This window comes from Enterococcus phoeniculicola ATCC BAA-412 (assembly GCF_000407505.1).
GTDB lineage: Bacteria > Bacillota > Bacilli > Lactobacillales > Enterococcaceae > Enterococcus_K > Enterococcus_K phoeniculicola.
Genome location: NZ_ASWE01000008.1, coordinates 1 through 14,237, shown reverse-complemented (window position 1 = coordinate 14,237; position 14,237 = coordinate 1). Strand labels below are relative to the sequence as shown.

At 35.4% G+C, this 14,237-nt stretch carries 14 protein-coding genes and 8 tRNA genes; 9 read left to right on the top strand and 13 right to left on the bottom strand.

The annotated features are described in order from the left end of the window. Window positions 1–426 precede the first annotated feature (426 nt). Together I589_RS17540 and I589_RS17535 are read left to right on the top strand one after the other, a co-directional pair. Window positions 427–783, top strand: a complete 357-nt coding sequence (locus tag I589_RS17540; RefSeq protein ID WP_010766726.1) for a DUF3846 domain-containing protein — start codon at window positions 427–429, stop codon at window positions 781–783. 231 nt (window positions 784–1,014) lie between these two features. Further along, a complete protein-coding gene (locus I589_RS17535) occupies window positions 1,015–1,626 on the top strand; it encodes a recombinase family protein (protein WP_034685602.1) in 612 nt (203 codons plus the stop codon). Here the strand turns inward: I589_RS17535 and I589_RS17530 are convergent. Continuing rightward, window positions 1,623–2,000 (bottom strand): helix-turn-helix domain-containing protein, encoded by a 378-nt coding sequence (locus I589_RS17530; protein WP_010766724.1) that lies wholly within the window; start codon window positions 1,998–2,000, stop codon window positions 1,623–1,625. The two genes, I589_RS17535 and I589_RS17530, sit on opposite strands and share 4 nt — an antisense overlap. 225 nt (window positions 2,001–2,225) lie before the next feature. Between I589_RS17530 and I589_RS17525 the strand changes: the two genes are divergently transcribed. From I589_RS17525 to I589_RS17510, 4 genes are all read left to right on the top strand, one after another. Beyond that, window positions 2,226–3,935, top strand: a complete 1,710-nt coding sequence (locus tag I589_RS17525; protein WP_010766723.1) for a hypothetical protein — start codon at window positions 2,226–2,228, stop codon at window positions 3,933–3,935. Beyond that, window positions 3,922–4,848: a DNA cytosine methyltransferase gene (locus I589_RS17520; RefSeq protein WP_010766722.1), complete on the top strand. Its 927-nt coding sequence runs from the start codon at window positions 3,922–3,924 to the stop codon at window positions 4,846–4,848. The genes I589_RS17525 and I589_RS17520 overlap by 14 nt, the downstream gene beginning before the upstream one ends. A gap of 27 nt (window positions 4,849–4,875) precedes the next feature. Beyond that, the gene (locus I589_RS17515; protein WP_034685600.1) at window positions 4,876–5,151 is read left to right on the top strand and encodes a helix-turn-helix transcriptional regulator; all 276 of its coding nucleotides are present in this window, start codon (window positions 4,876–4,878) and stop codon (window positions 5,149–5,151) included. Window positions 5,152–5,212: 61 nt separating this feature from the next. Next, entirely contained in the window at window positions 5,213–6,448 is a 1,236-nt protein-coding gene (locus tag I589_RS17510; protein ID WP_010766720.1) for a tyrosine-type recombinase/integrase, read from the top strand. 81 nt (window positions 6,449–6,529) lie between these two features. Here the strand turns inward: I589_RS17510 and rpsI are convergent, their stop codons facing one another. Both rpsI and rplM read right to left on the bottom strand, forming a co-directional pair. Beyond that, window positions 6,530–6,922, bottom strand: a complete 393-nt coding sequence (gene rpsI, locus I589_RS17505) for a 30S ribosomal protein S9 (RefSeq protein ID WP_010766719.1) — start codon at window positions 6,920–6,922, stop codon at window positions 6,530–6,532. Between the two features lie 15 nt (window positions 6,923–6,937). Next, window positions 6,938–7,384 carry a 50S ribosomal protein L13 gene (gene rplM, locus I589_RS17500; RefSeq protein ID WP_342662909.1) on the bottom strand — a complete coding sequence of 149 codons (447 nt, stop codon included), beginning with the start codon at window positions 7,382–7,384 and terminating at the stop codon, window positions 6,938–6,940. 375 nt (window positions 7,385–7,759) lie between these two features. Here rplM and I589_RS17495 point away from each other — a divergent pair, with 375 nt between their 5' ends. Together I589_RS17495 and argH are read left to right on the top strand one after the other, a co-directional pair. After that, a complete protein-coding gene (locus tag I589_RS17495) occupies window positions 7,760–8,977 on the top strand; it encodes an argininosuccinate synthase (protein ID WP_010766717.1) in 1,218 nt (405 codons plus the stop codon). 306 nt (window positions 8,978–9,283) lie between these two features. After that, window positions 9,284–10,660: an argininosuccinate lyase gene (gene argH, locus I589_RS17490; protein ID WP_010766716.1), complete on the top strand. Its 1,377-nt coding sequence runs from the start codon at window positions 9,284–9,286 to the stop codon at window positions 10,658–10,660. A gap of 49 nt (window positions 10,661–10,709) precedes the next feature. Here argH and I589_RS17485 read toward each other — a convergent pair whose 3' ends face one another. After that, window positions 10,710–11,201: a Dps family protein gene (locus I589_RS17485; protein ID WP_010766715.1), complete on the bottom strand. Its 492-nt coding sequence runs from the start codon at window positions 11,199–11,201 to the stop codon at window positions 10,710–10,712. Window positions 11,202–11,429: 228 nt separating this feature from the next. Here I589_RS17485 and I589_RS17480 point away from each other — a divergent pair, with 228 nt between their 5' ends. Beyond that, window positions 11,430–12,116 (top strand): prepilin peptidase, encoded by a 687-nt coding sequence (locus tag I589_RS17480; RefSeq protein ID WP_010766714.1) that lies wholly within the window; start codon window positions 11,430–11,432, stop codon window positions 12,114–12,116. 307 nt (window positions 12,117–12,423) lie between these two features. Here I589_RS17480 and msrA read toward each other — a convergent pair whose 3' ends face one another. From msrA to I589_RS17435, 9 genes are all read right to left on the bottom strand, one after another. Further along, window positions 12,424–12,948 (bottom strand): peptide-methionine (S)-S-oxide reductase MsrA, encoded by a 525-nt coding sequence (gene msrA / locus I589_RS17475; protein ID WP_010766713.1) that lies wholly within the window; start codon window positions 12,946–12,948, stop codon window positions 12,424–12,426. Window positions 12,949–13,527: 579 nt separating this feature from the next. After that, window positions 13,528–13,601, bottom strand: a tRNA-Pro gene (locus I589_RS17470). Between the two features lie 19 nt (window positions 13,602–13,620). Beyond that, a tRNA-Arg gene (locus tag I589_RS17465) sits at window positions 13,621–13,694 on the bottom strand. 19 nt (window positions 13,695–13,713) lie between these two features. Next, window positions 13,714–13,799 (bottom strand) — tRNA-Leu (locus I589_RS17460). A gap of 18 nt (window positions 13,800–13,817) precedes the next feature. Next, window positions 13,818–13,889, bottom strand: a tRNA-Gly gene (locus tag I589_RS17455). Between the two features lie 11 nt (window positions 13,890–13,900). Beyond that, window positions 13,901–13,973, bottom strand: a tRNA-Thr gene (locus I589_RS17450). 13 nt (window positions 13,974–13,986) lie between these two features. After that, window positions 13,987–14,068, bottom strand: a tRNA-Leu gene (locus I589_RS17445). A 7-nt stretch (window positions 14,069–14,075) separates the two neighbouring features. Next, window positions 14,076–14,148: transfer RNA gene (locus tag I589_RS17440), tRNA-Lys, on the bottom strand. Between the two features lie 3 nt (window positions 14,149–14,151). Next, window positions 14,152–14,224 (bottom strand) — tRNA-Val (locus I589_RS17435). Window positions 14,225–14,237 lie beyond the last annotated feature (13 nt).

Here is a 14,237-nt window from a genome sequence, read left to right as displayed (position 1 = left end):
AAATCGTGAGAATTATACAGACATTTTAGCATTTATAAAATTAAGTTGTGAGAAACACCTAAACATATTAGACATAAAAAATGTGCTTGAATGAGCAGAAATTGAGCATGTCACAAAAAAAATTAGTTTATCATGACGATAAACTCTCAGCAATTTCTTCAAAAGTAAACAAAAAAGTAGCTTAAATAGTAGCTTTTTTTGTAAAACAGCTATTTATTTAAAAAATTTATCATCATGATAAACTCTTACTTCTTTTCAACTGATATGTATAGAGTATTCTCACCAAGTTATATCACTCAATTTCATGTTCAGAAAATCCATATTCGTTATTTTATATTAAAATTTCAATTCCCCTATTCTTCGAATACAAATATCTATACTGTGATAAAATTAATGGTAAACAGTAATAGAGAGGAATAGTTGGTAATGTCATACGCATTAAAAATATATGTTAAAGATGAGATAGTTATGTCTCGTAAAATTTCGTGGAATGATGATAACGATCTGGAGGTAATCCAAAAAAGCTTAAATGTTGATTCTGCGGATGTTCAATCATTAACTGATTCAATCGATGCCTGGGTTGATGATTTTGGAGCGTTAAAAAAAGGGAATTATATCATTGGTTTAAATATTAATGGTAATAACTACCAACTAGTGGGAAAAATTTTATTACTAGGTTTGGACAATAAAACTGGTAAAACCCGTGGTTTATCCGAAAAAGAAATGGCTTGGATTAGCCAAAATATTCACATTTGGCAAAAGCCGATTGGTTTTATCAACTAAGAGAGTTGTGACTGCTAAACTAGCAAATTATTTTAACAATGCTTTATATACTATAAAAAAGGAAGCTAACTTATATAGGAGTAACACCAATAATGAACAACAGCATTTGTTAGCTGTCGTTTTTTTGTAAATTTTACCTATACTCTACACTGACACTGCACAATGCTTGCGATATAATGTTTTTGTTGTAAACGATACGTGTAAAATAAAGATGTGGAGGTTTAGGTGAAAATTATGAAGGTTGGCTATATTCGAGTCTCAACAACCAGGCAAAATTTAGATCGACAACTAAAACAAATGGTGGATGAAAAAGTAGACAAATTTTTCGAGGAGAAAATTAGTGGTAAGGATACTAACCGAGCAGAGTTTCAAAAAATGTTAAGCTTTGTTCGACAAGGTGATGTAGTAATTGTCACTTCTTTAGATCGATTGGGTAGAAATTATGATGATATTAAATCAACCGTCTCAGAATTGCACTCTAAAAATGTAGCATTAAAAATTCTAGATGCCCCCTTCCTGAATTTTAATACAGGTAATAGATTGCTTGATAAAGCAATGTTCGACATGTTTCTATCCTTATTAAGCTACATCGCACAAAATGAACGTGAAAAAATTAAGGATCGCCAACGAGAGGGCATTGCTTTAGCAAAAGAAAAAGGTGTTTATAAAGGACGACCATCAGAATACAGTCCTATCACTAATGACCCACAGAAAAAAATTATTTATGAAACTGTATGTCGCTTACTAAATCAGCAAGTTTCTATCACTACAATCGCAAAAACAGTAGGCCTATCTCGTCCAACCATCTATAAAATTAAAAAGATTGCTTCCCAAGTTGATTAAATATGCTGGGAAGCAATCTTTATTTTAATTATCTCTAAAATCTCATGTCTATCACGTTCCGATAGTAAAGAGAAACCTTGAATCAAGGCAGCTAACTGGCCCGAAGATTCTTCTATATCTAGTTTAGCTGGCAAAATAGACACATACTTTTCTTTTTTATCATCAACAAGAGATTCATCTACTAATTCTTCTACAGTCAACTCTAACAAAATAGATAGTTTTGATAGATGTGATTCAGCCGGCTTAAATAAAGAGTTCTCCCAAGAGGAAATTGTACTTACAGGACATCCTAACTCTTCAGATAGCTGCTTTTGTGTGAGTTTCTTAACTTTCCTAGCTTTAAAAATATTCTTAGCATAGTTCTTTTTTTGCATAGTTACCTCCAAATAATAGTAAGAGAATATTCATAATTGCGATGGATTAGAAATATAGAAAAACATAAGTACAGATACAACATAACAACAGTAGCTAGATATGACTAAGATTGATTACATAAATACAGATATGCGGCAAGAATTTCTTGCCTATCATATTATTATCTTTATTTATTATATCAGGGGATAGAGAGATTGAAAACATAGGAAAAACATAAATTCCATATGGATGAACAAAATAAATACATAGTTAAAAAAACTATTAAACAGGCTTTTAAATCATTAATTTCCAATCCTTTATATAATGACGGAGAATCGGTTTCTGGATATGATATAGTATTTTTTGTAGAGATAAGCGCGCGTGAATTTGCTACAAAAACAGATAAAGGAGGTTATCGTATGTTCGATAACAAAATAGACGATAACAGAATTAATGAGTTTTTAGGCACATTCCGGAAAAATATTTCATATGGTTATACACCAATTACACAATTTTTGCCAGAACCGATTGAAGTAACCAAAATTGAAACAAGAGATGTCCTAAACTTTGGAAAAATGGTTACAAAGATGAGTTCTGAACCAAAATCTCACTTCTGCTCTTTGCAGAAAGAAGAGCTATTCACTAGCGACCTATTGGATATGATTGAGGGAAAGTATCATAATGTATTTTTTAGTCCATCTATTTATCGAGTTTACAGACGAAAAAAAGAATATGCTCTTTATCTAACAGCTTTATTTGTAGATATTGATCACTGCTCAGTATACGAGGCCCAGGAACGAATTAAATACTTACCTGAGGAGCTACAGGCTCCCACATTCATAATACGTTCTGGAGCTGGTGTCCATGTGTATTATGTTTTAGGCTTTAAACCCAAAGCATCAAAATATGTCAAATTATGGGAACACACAATGGAAGCACTAAGGCATATATTAGATGGTGATCCAAAAGTCATTGAAGCCGCTCGACTAATGAGACTTCCATACAGTTGGAACACTAAAGCAAATGCGATGTGTGAATTTGTCAGTTTTCACCCTGAGCGATCATTTGATCTAATAAAAGTAGCAGACAGTTTAGGAGTATTTAAAAAATATAAGACGAAACTCAGCTATTCCAAAAACAAGCAGAAAAAAAAGGGAAAGAAAAAGATACAATACCAAACAAATGGCTATAGCCAAGATTTCAAGAACGAAATCATAGAGCTTACAAAATTGCGGGCCACCCAAGGACTGGATATTGGAAATAGAAATAACACTCTCTTTCTGTTAAAACAGTTAAGAGCAACAGATCAGACTTTAGATTATGTAAATAACGAAATATTCTCAGAACCTCTTTCGGATACAGAAATTACTTATATTAAAGAATATGGCTCAAATACTAGTCAACCTCTTTCATTTCCTAACAGAGCAAAATCTGTGACAAAGTTACAAATAACCGCAGAAGAGCAGAAATTATTCAGGTATTTAGTGGATGAAGATGTTTACGAGACGAGAAAAGCAATAGCCTTTATAAAAGGTAGACCACTTTATTCATTGATGGGGTATTTATTGAAATTGTTGCAGCGCAAATATACAAAGAAAAAGAATGCTTCATTAAAGGTGTTAGCAAAAGAGCTAAAAATTAGTACAAAAACTGCATCTAAATTCAGAAGTAGCAGAAATCAAAAAGAAGACTATCTTCAGGTAGACATGCGTTTAAATGAAGTAAAACAAGAAGTTGAAAGAGTAACTACTACCTATCTTTCAACTTTAACTAAAGATAAAAATAAGCAACCAGTTGTTGAAGAGCTTCAGGAGTTTCAGAAGCTCCTAGAAAAGTTGGAAGTATTAATAAAACAAAGTAAAGAGTTTCAGAAAAAACGATTAACAATGGCAGAATATAAAAAGCTGTTGCAGTTAATCAAAATGTTGGAGGAACTTAGAAATGAATGTATGTAGTGTTTACAGCGGTATTGGCGGCTTGGATTTAGGGTTCCAAGCCACTGGGTTCCATATTAATCAAGCTATTGATATGGATGAATATTGCGTCCATGCTTATAAAGCTAATATCTCAGATAATATCATTTGCGGGTTAGTGAAAGATCATATTGAGGAGCTTCTCCCCCATGATCTCCTCATTGGCGGGCCACCATGTCAGCCATACAGCACTTTAGGGCTTATGAGAGGTTTAGATGATGAACGAGCAAAAACCTTTTATGATGTGTTAGAAATAACGAGAAAGCACCACACGAAGGTTCTCGTATTGGAGAATGTGGCAAATCTTTTGAGCCACCAAAATGGAGAGACTTTCAGGTATATGAAAGAGTGTTTAGATTATTTTGGATACTATATATACCACCAGATTTTAGATACTAAAAATTTTGGTATTCCAGCAAATCGCCGACGTGTATTTATTGTTTGCTTTAGAAAAGAGTATTTTAAAGACGAGCCTTTTAAGTTTCCAAGCGGATTTCCTTTAAAAACAACTTTACAAGAATTGTTGGACGAGGTTGTTGATACAAAATACTTCTTAAGTAAGAAGACAGCACAAAATATTTTGGACATACCAAGTGGAAATGGCAATCGGTTAATTAATCCTACTGTCGCCAAAACTTTAACTACTAAAATCAGTGCAAATAATAAAGTAACACAAAACACTTATGTAACGGATATTAAAAATGCAACAGATTCAGAAAAGAGTACCTTGAGACGGTTAACACCCAATGAATGTCGGAAACTACAAGGCTTTCCTGATGATTGGAAACAAGTCACATCAGATTTTCAGGCATACAAACAATTTGGAAATGCAGTAACCGTTCCTGTAGCAACAGCATTAGCAAAAACAATAAAAGCATATATAAATAAAAATTAATTAGACCAAAGAAAGAGGGAACACATGATGAATGAACTACAAATATTACTTAACGATGAACAACTAAAAAAAATTGGAGAGCAAGTCGCTGCATCATTAGATATAAAAGAAATTATCGAACTCATAAGTTCTGGAGAAAGGTATATGAATAAGAAGCAGACTTGTAAGTACCTTAAAGTAAGTAACAACACTTTAGATTCTTGGATTTTATGTGGATTACCACAAATACTAATTAATAATTCTGTCCGTTATGATCGTTTTGCAATCGATCGCTGGATGAATCAACTAGAAAAAACATCATAAGAGCACTATAATCAAGTCATAGTATTTGATTTCGGCTCGCAAAAAACTGGAGGAAAATACTATGGCAATTAACGAAACAAAGAATGGAACATATAGAGTTAGAAAAAAATATCCACTTGATGTGGCACTTCTTCTTGAATTAAAAAATCCGTATTTTGATAAAATATTTAAAACTATGAAGGAGGCTAAAGAAGCAGAATTGGATTTTGAAAATAAAATCCAAGAATTACGAAAAACTAAAGATAAGACTATTTTTGAGTTGGGTGGAGAAATGCTATTTAGAGATTTTTATGAGAGTATCTGGCTAGATGCCTACTCCAATGGATCAACAAGTTCACATCCCACTCCTCCCACAAAAGTAACTATAAATAATACAAAAGACGTTTTTAGGCTGCATATTCTTCCGATGTTTGGCAGGTACTCTTTGAACTATTTAAATCAAAATAAGCAATTTGTAGCTAGAAAAATGACGGTTAAAGCAAGGGAGTATGCTAACTTTAAGACATTGAGAAGTTATGTGAATCAAATATTTGATTTAGCAGAAGAATACGATTATATCAGCTATAATAGACTATCTAAAACTTTAAAAAAGATAAAAGCATTAAAAAAGATTCAATTAGCTAATAATAAGCAGAAAGAGGATAAGTATTTATCGGAAGAAGAATTAATAAAATGGATTAAGGCAATAGAAGAAGACCATGGAGAAGGGTTACTAACCACTCAGGATTATACTTTATTTTGGACCACCTATCTTCTTTCAGATCGTAAAAGTGAAAGTTATGCCCTACAGTGGAAACATATTGATTTCAACAATAACCAAATATATTTGGAACAGGCATTAGATAAATTGGGAAATGTAAAATCCACTAAAGGTAACAAAAAAACTATAATCCACCTCCCTGTAAAATTAAAGAAAATTTTATTGATTTGGAAATCCGAGCAAAAAAAAGAGTTAAAAACTTTGGAAATTGAGCAAACAGATCAACAATTTTTGTTTACCTATTGTGACATGCATGGGAATATTAATAAATGTGTCCATACAGATTTTTTAAACTATCGAATGAAATCAGTAAGAAAGCGTCATCCTGAATTGAAGCCTGCATCACCACATAAATTACGCCATACATCAGCTACCCTTGCAAAAAAATATGGAATGACTGTGGAAGATATCTCAAATGGATTAACCCATTCCAACATCGAAACAACTGGTACTTATTTAAATAATGATAAGGTCGTTCCATTAACCCCCGCAGATTATACGCTTAATCACTTGATGCAAAATGCTGGTGGGGAATAGGTGGGGATTTTGGTGGGGATTATTAAAAAAAGACTCCCAGAAAAATCTGAGAGTCTTGTAAAATCCACTTGTAGCAAGGGATTAACGTTTTGAAAATTGGCTTGCTTTTCTTGCCTTTTTCAAACCTGGTTTCTTACGTTCTACCATACGTGCATCACGTGTAAGCAAGCCAGCACGTTTTAGAGCTAGACGGAAGTCTGGATCTACTTCTAACAATGCACGAGCGATACCGTGACGGATAGCTCCTGATTGTCCAGCGTAGCCTCCACCGTTTACGTTAACAAATACGTCATATGCGCCTTTTGTTTCAGTAACTCCGAAAGGTTGGTTGATAACTTCACGCAAATCAGCGTGTGGGATGTATTCTTCAACATCTTTTTTATTTACAGTAACTTTACCAGTTCCTGGTACTAAACGTACGCGAGCAACTGCATTTTTACGACGGCCTGTGCCGATATATTGAACTTGTGCCAATGAAATTCCCTCCTATTAGATTAAGTTTGTAATGTCTAAGACTTCTGGTTGTTGTGCAGCATGTGGATGCTCTGCTCCACCGTACACGTTTAATTTTGTAAGTTGTTTGCGGCCTAAAGTATTTTTAGGAAGCATTCCTTTTACAGAAGTTTCGATTAAACGACGAGAATTGTTAGCACGTAATTCTCCAGCAGATACTGATTTCAATCCGCCTGGGTAGTTACTGTGACGATAGTAAATCTTATCGCTTGCTTTGTTCCCTGTTAATTTTACTTTATCTGCATTAATTACGATTACGAAATCTCCAGTATCCACATGAGGTGTGAATGTTGGTTTATTTTTACCACGTAGTACAGATGCAACAACTGCTGAAAGACGTCCCATAGGAACATCTGTTGCGTCTACTACGTACCATTTACGTTCTACTTCGCCTGCTTTGGCCATATATGTTGTACGCACGATATTTTCCTCCAATTTAAGTTTCTGATGTTTGACATACACTTCGAGTTTCCGGGGCTCTTTGTGGGGCAAACAATACCATTTAACATAATACCTTCAAAAAAGCCTTATGTCAATGCGTTTTCACTGCCTTTCGGAAAATTTTTTACTTCTTATGACTTCCTTTTCTATTTATTGCGAATTATTTTTACCTCTCTATTCTATTTATATGAATAAAAAATCCGAATATTCATCATTTTATGTATATTTTGTTCTTATTTATAAAAATATTGCATATTTATTAACAAAAAGTATTGTCATTTGTATTTATAGGTGATATGATGAATCCAACAATTTTTTTCAGGAAAATAAATGATTGATGGTTAAGGGGAGAATAAAATGAAGGAAAAAGTTATTTTAGCCTATTCTGGAGGACTCGATACCTCTGTTGCAGTAAAGTGGTTGGTTGATGAAGGATACGACGTTATTGCTTGCTGTTTAGACATTGGTGAAGGAAAAGATACACAATTTATCAAAGATAAGGCATTGAAAGTAGGTGCATCCGCTTCTTACGCAATTGATGCAAAAGAAGAATTTGCTCAAGAGTTTGCTTTGATTGCTTTACAAGGTCATACATTTTATGAGCAGTCTTATCCGCTTGTTTCAGCGTTATCGCGCCCACTAATTGCAAAAAAATTAGTCGAATTAGCACATGAAACAGGAGCTACAACGATTGCACATGGTTGCACGGGAAAAGGCAACGATCAAGTTCGTTTTGAAGTAGCTATTAGCGCTCTTGCACCAGAACTAACTGTCATCGCACCTGTTCGTGAATGGAAATGGTCACGTGAAGAAGAGATTGCCTATGCACAAGAAAAAGGTGTGCCTATTCCGGCTGACCTAGACAATCCTTACTCAATTGATCAAAACTTATGGGGACGTGCGTGTGAGTGTGGTGTTTTAGAAGATCCTTGGGCGACGCCTCCAACAGGTGCTTACACACTTACGGCGGAACTTGAAGACACTCCCGATATACCAGATATTATAGAGATTACTTTTGAAAAAGGTGTGCCTGTCTCATTAGATGGAGAAGAGCTTCCTCTATCTGAATTAATTCTTACTTTAAATACGGTTGCTGGCAAACACGGAATTGGGCGAATCGACCATGTTGAAAATCGTCTAGTTGGTATTAAATCTAGAGAGGTCTATGAGTGTCCTGGGGCAATTGTTTTGATGAATGCTCATAAAGAACTTGAGGATTTAACCTTTGTACGTGAGCTTGCCCATTTCAAGCCAACCATTGAACAGCAACTAAGCCAAGTAATTTATGACGGACTCTGGTTTAATCCTTTAACAGATGCGTTGATTTCATTCTTAAAATCTACTCAAGCTTATGTAAATGGTGTCATTCGTGTGAAATTATTTAAAGGGAACGTCATTGTTGAAGGAAGAAAATCAGACAATAGTCTATACAACGAACAGCTAGCTACTTATACTTCTGCAGATACATTTGATCAAGATGCAGCAGTTGGCTTCATAAAATTATGGGGACTTCCATCAAAAGTACATGCTGAAGTTCAAACAAAAGTAACCAACGATCGATTAACAAAAGTCTAAACAAGCGAATAACCTGTTTAGAAATGGTGTTTATTCATATTCATTAGTTTCTTTAGATTGTTCATTGGTGTGTTTCTTTTCCTCTTGCGGGAGAAATGAAAGAGACCAGCAATTTTCAATAATAACTGCGGATGCACTTTGAAAAAAGGCGAGTACAAATTTTTCGGGAAAAATTAATTGTTACCTGCAATCCGCTTTCCCCTATATGGGGCTCTTGGTAGGAGATGAAACAGGATTGATGAGAGGCTGGAACGTAGAAATACGTCCGTCTCTTTCTTTTTAAATAACGTGTATGAGGTGAAAAATATGGCGAAACTATGGGGCGGTCGTTTTGATGGAAAAAACGAAGCTTGGATTGATGCATTTGGCGCATCGATTCCTTTTGACCAAAAATTAGCAAAACAAGATATTACTGGCAGTTTAGCTCATGTAAAAATGCTGGCTAAAACAGCGATCATATCTAAAGAAGAAGCCGAGCAAATCATTACCGGTTTAAAAGCTGTTGAAAAAAAACTGATTGATGGTGAACTCATTTTTTCTATTGAAAATGAGGATGTTCATTTAAACATTGAAAAATACTTGCATGAAGAGATTGGACCTGTTGCTGGAAAACTTCATACTGCCCGTAGTAGAAATGACCAAGTAGCGACTGATATGCATTTGTATTTAAAAGAGACTATTCAGGAAGTGATTGAAAAAATCACTTTATTTCGGCAAGTACTTGTTCATAAAGCGGAAGAAACTATTGAAACCATTATGCCTGGCTATACACACCTGCAGCATGCTCAGCCTATCTCTTTTGGTCACCACATGATGGCCTATTATGGCATGCTGACACGTGATCAGGAACGTTTTACTGAAAGTATCAAGCGAGTAGACATCTCTCCTTTAGGAAGTGCAGCATTAGCTGGAACCACCTTTCCGATTGATCGCCAGTATGTGGCTGATGAACTTGGGTTTGCTTCCATTTATGAAAATAGTCTAGATGGTGTAAGCGATCGAGATTTCATTTTGGAATTTCTTAGTAATGCTTCAATTTTAATGATGCATTTGTCACGTTTTTGTGAAGAACTGATTTTATGGTGTAGTCATGAATTTCAATTTATTGAACTGACCGATACTTTTTCAACAGGAAGCTCCATTATGCCTCAAAAGAAAAATCCTGATATGGCTGAGCTGATTCGTGGAAAAACCGGACGTGTTTATGGGAATTTATTTGGTCTACTAACAGTGATGAAGGGCTTACCTCTCGCATATAATAAGGATTTACAAGAAGATAAAGAAGGAATGTTTGATACAGCTCACACTATCCTAACCAGTTTAGACATTATGGCAGGAATGATTGAGACAATGAAGCTAAATACACAACGAATGGAAGAATCAACCGAAAAAGATTTTTCAAATGCAACTGAGCTAGCAGATTACTTAGCAACAAAAGGAATTCCCTTCAGGCAAGCACATGAAATTGTTGGAAAATTAGTGTTAAGCTGTACACAAAAAGGAATCTATTTACAAGATGTCCCGTTGGAAGAATATCAGGCCATCACTCCTTTGATAAAAGAGGATATTTATGGAACATTAGCCTCAAAAACAGCCATCCAGCGAAGACATTCTTTTGGTGGAACTGGATTTGATCAGGTAGCAGCTGCTATCGCTCGTGCCAAAAATGAATGTATGCATTAAAAAACTACCCTACAAAAGTCAAATGACTTTTGTAGGGTAGTTTGCTTTCTTACTTACGGCTCTTTGCACGTGAATCTGCATCAATACCAGGTGCTTTTCCTAGTTTTGCTTGCAACATCCAGATTTTCTTTTCAATATCTGTTTTATTTGAAATAAAGATATCTTGTGTTGAATCGTCGCCCTCTTCACCAGAAACTTCAATTCCTTTTTGATATAAATCAGCAAGATAGCGATATCCGTCCACTAATTTTTCCATACGTTCAGGAATTGTACGATCCCAGTTTCCTACTTCATCTTCAATTCCAGTGTGGTCAGCAAACTCTTGTAATGTAGAATATGGAGAACCATCTAATGTAATTAAACGTTCTGAAATAACATCTAATTGGTCATTAATTTCGTCCATGTAATCGTCCATTAATGGATGTAATGTTAAAAATTCTGGCCCACGCATATACCAGTGTGTTTGGTGAATCACCACTGAAAACTGGCTCAAGTCAGCAACTAATTGATTCAATACTTCTTTTGTTTGTTCAAATTTCATAAATAATTCCTCCCATACATTTAATTTCCTTACATATAAAATGATAGTACGAAATCGAAAAAAAGTACACTACTTTCCCTTCTAAATTAGAATAATTCTAATTTAAGCATAAATACTCATTTCTTTTTGTTAATCAATCACCTATTTTCTTACTTTTATTCCAAATAAAAAAAATAGACTCACTTTTTTACGTATCCTAATTTTGACAACTATTGAAAGGAGCTCTCTATGATTTTATTTTTTATAATTGGATGTTGTTTTGGTTCATTTTTCTGTGTACTCGCTGAACGGCTGCCCATAAATAAACCGTTTTTGTTTGCACACTCGCAATGTACAACTTGTAAACACCGATTAAACTATTGGGACCTTATTCCTATTTTCTCTGCAATTTATAAACGATTCCGTTGTTCTTACTGTAACCAAAAAATTCCAATTATTTGCTTAATTTCTGAAATAGGCTATGGAATGATTTTCATTTGGTTCTACTTTCAGCCATGGACACATAAAACCTATCTTTTATTGATTTGGCTAACAATGGCTTTCTTACTCTCTCTTACAGATATTTTTTACTACTTAGTAGAACCAAGAATATTCTATCTATCCAGCATAATCTTATGGAGTTATTGGTTTTATTTAGGTAAAACATTTAATTATCCTTTATTTTTCGCTCTGCTGATTATTAATTTTGGCTTACCTTTTTTATTTGAAAAATTTGGTCATGGAGATTATCTTATTATTATTTCTTGGGGAATTCTCCTACCTTCTTTGTCATTTATCTATTGGTTATTTTTTTCAAGTTTATTTGGATTAATTGGGTATCTGCTTATTCATTTTTTCTTCAATAAAAAGATGATTGAACTCCCCTTTGTTCCCTTTTTAAGTCTGGGACTTTTCTGTACGTTATGGCTCATCTAAGAAGGATAATAATCAGCGTGACTTTCTGTACTTCTTTAGTTTCCGTAACTACTCGCCATACAGTTATACTTATAGGAATGAGCGAGTTTGAGATCAGCTATTTTAACTGCATTTTTGAACGTTCAATTCTTAATAAACGATAGAAATCGATACAGCTCTTTCAAAACTAAACCAAAATTATATTGTCACACTATTTTTTAAGAAATAGACAAGGGTGGGACATAACTCCCTAAGTTATGCTCCACCCTCTTGAACACTTCTGTTTCGACCTCACTTAGCTCTTAGAGAGAATCACTCTCACCTAACCTCATCTCCAATTTTTTCGAAGAAAACTAGCACGTCCCGAGCCTTCTCTATAACGTTCATAGTGCAACTTATTTTTTCTGTAGTACTCTTGATGGTAGTCTTCAGCTGGATAAAATGGTTTTGCTTCTTCAATAGTGGTGACAATTGGTTGAGTGAAGCGTCCACTTTCTTGTAGCCTCTTTTTTGAAGCTTCTGCATGCTCTTTTTGTTGTTCCGTTTTATAAAATATAACAGGTCGATAAGAATCTCCTCTATCTGCAAATTGACCAAATGCATCTGTTGGGTCTGTTTGTTGCCAATAAATTTCTACTAATTCATCATACGAGATAATAGAAGGGTCATAGGTAATCTCTACAGCCTCTGTATGCCCTGTTGTACCGGTTGTCACCTGTTCATATGTCGGATTCGCTACGTGACCTCCTGTATAGCCAGAAACAACAGATACGATTCCAGGTTGTTCTTCAAATGGTTTCACCATACACCAAAAACATCCTCCAGCAAAAATAGCTTGTTCTTCAGTCGCCATATTCTTTCCTCCTCATATATATTGGTCTCATACTTTTAAAATTTATCTATTAAATTCAATTCCCAGATAGAGTTTCTCCCTACAAAAAACAAAGGACTAGCTTTTCTTTTATCATACTCGCTTTTCCTAACTATTTCATAAAATCTGCTTATAAGAATTCTGGATAGAATAGATACTAAATAAAAAAGTACTTATACTATTCCTCTAACTAAGCAAATTTACTTTCCATGATATAGTTCCACCTTTAAAAGACAGCTTTGGAGTTCGTTAAACTATAAAAACTGAATTCTAGAACTCTTCTGTACCAGATTCCAAACCAAGTGCTCTACCAAGCTGAAGCGGCTTCTCGCTCGCCACCTACACCTGCGGATTCTTGTCCAACGTCCAACAAGGTCTCTGTGAGCTCATTTAGAAGACAAAAAAGAGAACACCAAAATGTTCTCAATTTTGTGGATTAATTTAAAAACAACACCATTTGACAAAAAAACGAAAACCAACTGTCTTTCATTGCTTAAAGAGCCAAAATTGTACAGCAAAAAAAGCATTCGATTAGTATGAACAAATCGAATGCTTTATCTATCGGGAAGACAGGATTCGAACCTGCGACCCCTTGGTCCCAAACCAAGTGCTCTACCAAGCTGAGCTACTTCCCGTTATTAAAAAAAAAGCCTACGCGCCCAAGAGGAGTCGAACCCCTAACCTTTTGATCCGTAGTCAAACACTCTATCCAATTGAGCTATGGGCGCATATGAAATTGTATTACTATGCCGAGGACCGGAATCGAACCGGTACGGTGATCACTCACCGCAGGATTTTAAGTCCTGTGCGTCTGCCAGTTCCGCCACCCCGGCGATATTGCTCTTTGGCAAAGCGGAAAACGGGGTTCGAACCCGCGACCCCCACCTTGGCAAGGTGGTGCTCTACCACTGAGCTATTTCCGCGTCATTTCTGATGCCGGCTAAAGGATTTGAACCCTCGACCCTCTGATTACAAATCAGATGCTCTACCAACTGAGCTAAGCCGGCGTATGTATCTTAATGCGGGTGAAGGGACTTGAACCCCCACGCCGTAAGGCGCTAGATCCTAAATCTAGTGCGTCTGCCAATTCCGCCACACCCGCAAAAATATGAGCCGTACAGGGCTCGAACCTGTGACCCTCTGATTAAAAGTCAGATGCTCTACCAACTGAGCTAACGGCTCGTATGGAGGTTAACGGGTTCGAACCGCTGACCCTCTGCTTGTAAGGCAGATGCTCTCCCAGCTGAGCTAAACCTCCATGACAACTTTAA

Bases quoted from the DNA above. Each gene is read 5' to 3' on its own strand.
- I589_RS17515 (WP_034685600.1), top strand. From the start codon at position 4,876: ATGAATGAACTACAAATATTACTTAACGATGAACAACTAAAAAAAATT.
- I589_RS17530 (WP_010766724.1), bottom strand. From the start codon at position 2,000: ATGCAAAAAAAGAACTATGCTAAGAATATTTTTAAAGCTAGGAAAGTT.
- I589_RS17540 (WP_010766726.1), top strand. From the start codon at position 427: ATGTCATACGCATTAAAAATATATGTTAAAGATGAGATAGTTATGTCT.
- I589_RS17485 (WP_010766715.1), bottom strand. From the start codon at position 11,201: ATGAAATTTGAACAAACAAAAGAAGTATTGAATCAATTAGTTGCTGAC.
- I589_RS17510 (WP_010766720.1), top strand. From the start codon at position 5,213: ATGGCAATTAACGAAACAAAGAATGGAACATATAGAGTTAGAAAAAAA.
- msrA (WP_010766713.1), bottom strand. From the start codon at position 12,948: ATGGCGACTGAAGAACAAGCTATTTTTGCTGGAGGATGTTTTTGGTGT.
- I589_RS17480 (WP_010766714.1), top strand. From the start codon at position 11,430: ATGATTTTATTTTTTATAATTGGATGTTGTTTTGGTTCATTTTTCTGT.
- argH (WP_010766716.1), top strand. From the start codon at position 9,284: ATGGCGAAACTATGGGGCGGTCGTTTTGATGGAAAAAACGAAGCTTGG.
- I589_RS17525 (WP_010766723.1), top strand. From the start codon at position 2,226: ATGGATGAACAAAATAAATACATAGTTAAAAAAACTATTAAACAGGCT.
- I589_RS17495 (WP_010766717.1), top strand. From the start codon at position 7,760: ATGAAGGAAAAAGTTATTTTAGCCTATTCTGGAGGACTCGATACCTCT.
- I589_RS17520 (WP_010766722.1), top strand. From the start codon at position 3,922: ATGAATGTATGTAGTGTTTACAGCGGTATTGGCGGCTTGGATTTAGGG.